Genomic DNA, 4,779 nt, shown 5'->3' with positions numbered 1-4,779 from the left:
GGTCCGGGCTATGCGGACGGCGTCATCGATATCGATGCCTCACCGGCCGAAAACATCGCCAGCCTCGCCCGCGCCAAGGGCGTGGCTATTTCGGACATCACCACCTGTATCCTCGACCGGCCACGTCATGCCAAGCTGATCGATGCCGTGCGCGCCACGGGTGCCGCGATCCGGCTGATCGGCGACGGCGATGTCGCCGGCGTCATCCACACCACGGATCCGGAAGAAACCGGCATCGATATCTATCTCGGCACTGGCGGAGCACCCGAGGGCGTGCTGGCCGCCGCCGCGCTGCGCTGCACCGGCGGCCAGATGCAGGGCAGGCTGATCCTCGACACACCGGAAAAGGTTGCTCGCGCGGCAAAGATGGGTATTTCCAATCCGAAACGGGTCTATCGGACGGAGGACATGGCGCGCGGCGATGTGCTGTTTGCGGCCACCGGTGTCACCGACGGCAACATGCTGGCTGGCGTCAAGTTCGGCCACAATTACATCACCACCCACACGATCGTGCTGCGCTCGTCGTCGCGGACGGTGCGCGAGATCAAGGCACGCCATCAGGACCTGGATAAGTTCTGACGCTTGCTTGCGAAGCCACCTTGCAATTGTTAGCCATTCGGGCGCACCCGATATTGGCTGCAAGGATTTGACGATGAAACCGTTCGACTGGCACGCGGATCCGATCTCGCGCGCCACCGCCATCACGCAGTCTTATCGCAACACCCAGAATGTGCGTCGCTTTCTCATCCGGGAATGCAGCTACGCATTCAGCTTCGACCGGCCTTTCATGGCCTGGCTCAAGGACGGTGTGGAAACGACGATGGGCGATGCGGCCGACGAATGGCTTCGGCGCCAGGCTGAAAAGCGGAAAGCGCAGTTTTCTTGACACTTCCCGGACGGCGCACACCGTGAATCGCTTGGCTTTGCCTGCCTTTGGCCTATAGAGCGTCGCATGAACGTGACACGATTTAAATCGTTGCCAATGCAGGTCGTCGCCCCAAAACCGCTGCGCACTTTTGGGCGACATGCACTATCGTGCGGCCAACGATGAGTTGGCAAAGCGTATGACCGGCGAAAAGCGCCTCTTCCTCGATGTCAGGCAGTCGGTATCAGGGGTTTCCTGGGAGCACCGGCTGACCGAGCGGCAGGACATGATCGCGCTCGCCATCGCGCAAGGCTACGGGGTACCCGATATCGTAGCACGGGTGCTTGCCGGCCGCGGCGTCACCGCCGAGCAGACCGAGCGGTTTCTCGATCCGACGATCCGCGATCTTCTGCCGGATCCGGCATCGCTGACCGACATGCACAGGGCGGCGGCCCGGATCGCCGCCGCGGTGATGGCCAGGGAAAAGGTGGCGATCTTCGGCGACTATGATGTCGACGGCGCCGCCTCGTCGGCCTTGCTGAAGCGGTTCCTCACGCATTTCTCGGTGCCGTCGGAAATCTACATCCCGGATCGTATTTTCGAGGGCTATGGCCCCAACCCCGACGCCATGCGCGAACTTGTTTCGCGTGGCGCGACACTGATCGTCACCGTCGATTGCGGCACCAACAGCGCCGCTTCCATCGATGCCGCCAATGAGGCCGGGGCCGATGTCGTGGTGCTCGACCACCACCAGGTCGGCGGTGCCTTGCCGGCGGCAATCGCTGTCGTCAATCCCAATCGCGACGACGACCTTTCCGGGCAGGGCCATCTCTGTGCCGCCGGCGTGGTCTTCCTCGCCCTTGTGCAGACGGCCAGGATCCTGCGTAGCCGCATGGCCGATGCTACGCCGCCGGACCTGCTTTCGCTGCTCGATATCGTGGCATTGGCCACCGTTTGTGACGTGGTGCCGCTGACCGGCGTCAACCGTGCCTTCGTGGTCAAGGGGCTGCAGATGGCGCGCCAGCAGAAGAACGAAGGGCTCGCGGCACTGGCACGGGTGTCGCGCATCGGCGAGCCGATCAGCACCTTCCATCTGGCCTATCTGATCGGCCCGCGCATCAATGCCGGCGGACGCATCGGCGATGCCGCACTTGGCAGCCGGTTGCTTGCGACCGACGACCCGGTCGAGGCGCGCACCATTGCCGAGACGCTCGACCGGCTCAACCAGGAACGGCAGCTGATGGAGCAGGAGATGCTCGCGGCGGCGCGCGCCGAGGCCGATGCGGAGCTCGCCGGCGGCAATGGCCCGGCTATCGTCGTCACCGCCAGCAACAGCTGGCATCCGGGCATCGTCGGTTTGCTCGCCTCACGGCTGAAGGATCATGCCCGCCGGCCCGCCTTCGCCATCGCCTTCAACGCCAACGGCATCGGCACCGGCTCGGGCCGCTCGGTCTCGGGTTTCGACCTCGGCCGGCTGGTGCGCGAGGCGGCGATTGCCGGTCTGATCGTCAAGGGTGGCGGGCATGGCATGGCGGCGGGCATCACCGTCGAGCGGGCGAGGCTTGGTGAGCTCAGGGCGTTTTTCGAAGAGCGGGCGGCAGCCGACGTGTTTCGCCTGCAGGGCGAGGAAAGCCTGGCCATAGACGGTGCGCTTGCCGCTGAAGGCGCGACACTCAGCCTACTCGACGCGCTGGAACAAGCCGGACCTTTCGGTGCCGGGCACGTGGCCCCTGTTTTCGCGTTGCCGCGCCACCGGTTGGCCGATGCGCGGCCGGTCGGCACCAATCACATCCGCGTCGAGCTGCAATCGGAAAGCGGCGGCCGGATCCAGGCGATCGCCTTTCGCGCCGTCGATACCGCGCTTGGCGAATTCCTGTTCAAGAACCGGGGCAAGACAATCCACGTCGCCGGTTCGCTGTCGGGAAATTACTGGAACGGCAACCGCACCGTTCAGTTTCGTATCACCGATGCGGCTCGTGCGTAGGTGTTGATCAGGCGAGAACTGTCTGCAGCCGGGTCAGTTCGCCGATCTGCGCCATCGTCGCCTGATAGCCGAGATTGATCGCCTCGTCGGCGCGGTGGAACTCGGTCAGGCCGATATGGCTGAGCTTCGGCTGTAGCGACATGTCTGGCGGATCGCCGGCAAGTCTTGCGCGCGAAATGCGGTCCTGGATGATGTTGAAGGCCTCGACCATGACGCCGGTGATGCCGAGCCGGGTCTGATGCGACTGGTGTTCGGGATCGCCATGTCCGGCCCTCGGCGCGTCCTTTTCGACGACCAGTTCGCCAGCGCTGTGCTTGATGACGGCGGCACGGCCGAACAGGTCATAGTGAAGGTTGACCGCCACGACGAGCGGCTGCTCGTAGGCGCGGCAGACCGAAACCGGTACGGGGTTGACCAGAGCGCCGTCGACCAGCACGCGGCCGTTGCAATTCACCGGCTCGAACACGCCGGGAAGCGCATAAGAGGCGCGCATGGCGGTGATCAATGAGCCGCTCGACAGCCAGATTTCGTGGCCCGTGCGGATTTCGGAAGTGACCGCGACGAACGGCTTGGCAAGGTCCTCGAAACGAATGCCGGCCATGTGCTCGCGCAGCCTTGCATCGAGTTTCATGCCGCCGAACAGGCCGCTGCCGCGTAAATTGAGATCGAGCAGGCCGAAAATGCGGCGCTTGGTCAGGCTGCGGGCGAATTCTTCGAGCTCGTCCAGTTTGCCGGCGAGATAGCAGCCGCCGACCAGCGCGCCGATCGAGGTGCCGGCGATCATCGATACTTCGATGCCGGCTTCATCCAGCGCGCGCAGCACGCCGATATGCGCCCAGCCGCGGGCGCACCCGCCACCCAAGGCGAGCGAAATGCCTGTTTTCTTTTGGGAGTTCGTTTCGGACGCGCCGCCTGACGAGGACAGGCCGTTGGCCTCCCTGACATCTGGTCTGTTACGCAATGACGCCCACTCGAGCATCATAATCTCCCTTGTCCCACGGCTACTATACGAGCGGGGCGTATCGAAATGATGAATCTGTGTCGTCGGTGTCAGGCAGAAGGTTCAAGCTGTTGGTTTCCGATACGTGTTTTCCGCATCGAACAGCGGCTTGCTGCCGTCGATGGCAAGCGTCCCTTTGCCGTCGACCAGCCCCACCGTCCGATAAAAGCATGAACGCCGGCCAGTGTGACAGGTTGCGTCGTGGCCCAACACTTTGACGCGCAACCATATGGCATCCTGGTCACAATCCGTGAGCATCTCGACGACATGCTGAAAATTGCCTGATGTTTCGCCCTTTTTCCAAAGCGCGCTGCGCGAGCGCGACCAGTAGTGGGCGATGCCGGTCTCAAGCGTCAGCGCCAGTGCTTGCGCGTTCATATGCGCAACCATCAACAGCATGCCGTCCGCGGCGTCTGTCACGACGACCGTGACCAGCCCGGCTGCATCGAAGCGCGGCGAAAACACCGCGCCTTCCTCGAGAGCCTTCTTGTCCGACGGAGCTTTTGGAAATTCCAGTGCCGACATCGCCGGTCCTTATTTTGATGGCCGGCGAGGGCCGATCAGACCCCGCCGCCGCGCACCATGGTGACGAAACGGACCTGCTCTTCGGGCGTGTCCTTGAAAACGCCGGTGAAGGTCGAGGTCAGCGTGGTTGATCCCTGCTTGCGGATGCCGCGCATGGCCATGCACATGTGCTCGGCCTCGATCATGACGGCGACGCCGCGCGGATTGAGCACGTCCTGGATGACGCCGGCGATCTGCGCCGTCAGCGCCTCCTGGGTTTGCAGGCGGTGGGCGAAGATATCGACGACACGCGCGATCTTGGACAGGCCGACGACCTTGCCGTCCGGAAGATACCCGACATGCGCCTTGCCGATGATCGGCACCATGTGGTGCTCGCAATGCGAATGGAATGTTATGTCCTTGACG

6 protein-coding genes are annotated in these 4,779 nt (G+C 63.5%); 3 read left to right on the top strand and 3 right to left on the bottom strand.

Going from position 1 to position 4,779, the window contains the following annotated elements; genetic code table 11:
• The 3 genes from ENZ74_RS22330 to recJ form a co-directional block, all read left to right on the top strand.
• Positions 1 to 579 (top strand): fructose-bisphosphatase class II (locus tag ENZ74_RS22330; RefSeq protein ID WP_127312992.1); only part of this gene is annotated, 579 nt, incomplete at its 5' end.
• Positions 580 to 652: 73 nt separating this feature from the next.
• Complete coding sequence (locus ENZ74_RS22325) at positions 653 to 886, top strand: DUF6434 domain-containing protein (RefSeq protein WP_063167872.1); 234 nt, start codon at positions 653 to 655, stop codon at positions 884 to 886.
• A 178-nt stretch (positions 887 to 1,064) separates the two neighbouring features.
• Complete coding sequence (gene recJ / locus ENZ74_RS22320; protein ID WP_063167873.1) at positions 1,065 to 2,849, top strand: single-stranded-DNA-specific exonuclease RecJ; 1,785 nt, start codon at positions 1,065 to 1,067, stop codon at positions 2,847 to 2,849.
• Positions 2,850 to 2,856: 7 nt separating this feature from the next.
• On the opposite strand, the gene ENZ74_RS22315 is transcribed toward recJ, so the two are convergent.
• From ENZ74_RS22315 to folE, 3 genes are all read right to left on the bottom strand, one after another.
• Positions 2,857 to 3,831, bottom strand: coding sequence for a patatin family protein (locus ENZ74_RS22315; protein ID WP_174299064.1), 975 nt, complete (start codon positions 3,829 to 3,831; stop codon positions 2,857 to 2,859).
• 81 nt (positions 3,832 to 3,912) lie between these two features.
• Positions 3,913 to 4,374: a phosphoribosyl-AMP cyclohydrolase gene (hisI, locus tag ENZ74_RS22310; protein WP_013531983.1), complete on the bottom strand. Its 462-nt coding sequence runs from the start codon at positions 4,372 to 4,374 to the stop codon at positions 3,913 to 3,915.
• A gap of 35 nt (positions 4,375 to 4,409) precedes the next feature.
• Positions 4,410 to 4,779, bottom strand: a 370-nt coding sequence (folE, locus tag ENZ74_RS22305; RefSeq protein ID WP_164761134.1) for a GTP cyclohydrolase I, incomplete at its 5' end; no start/stop codon positions are given.

The organism is Mesorhizobium sp. M7A.F.Ca.CA.002.15.2.1 (assembly GCF_003998715.1).
Lineage (GTDB): Bacteria > Pseudomonadota > Alphaproteobacteria > Rhizobiales > Rhizobiaceae > Mesorhizobium > Mesorhizobium ciceri.
This window is presented reverse-complemented; position numbering and strand designations above follow the sequence as displayed.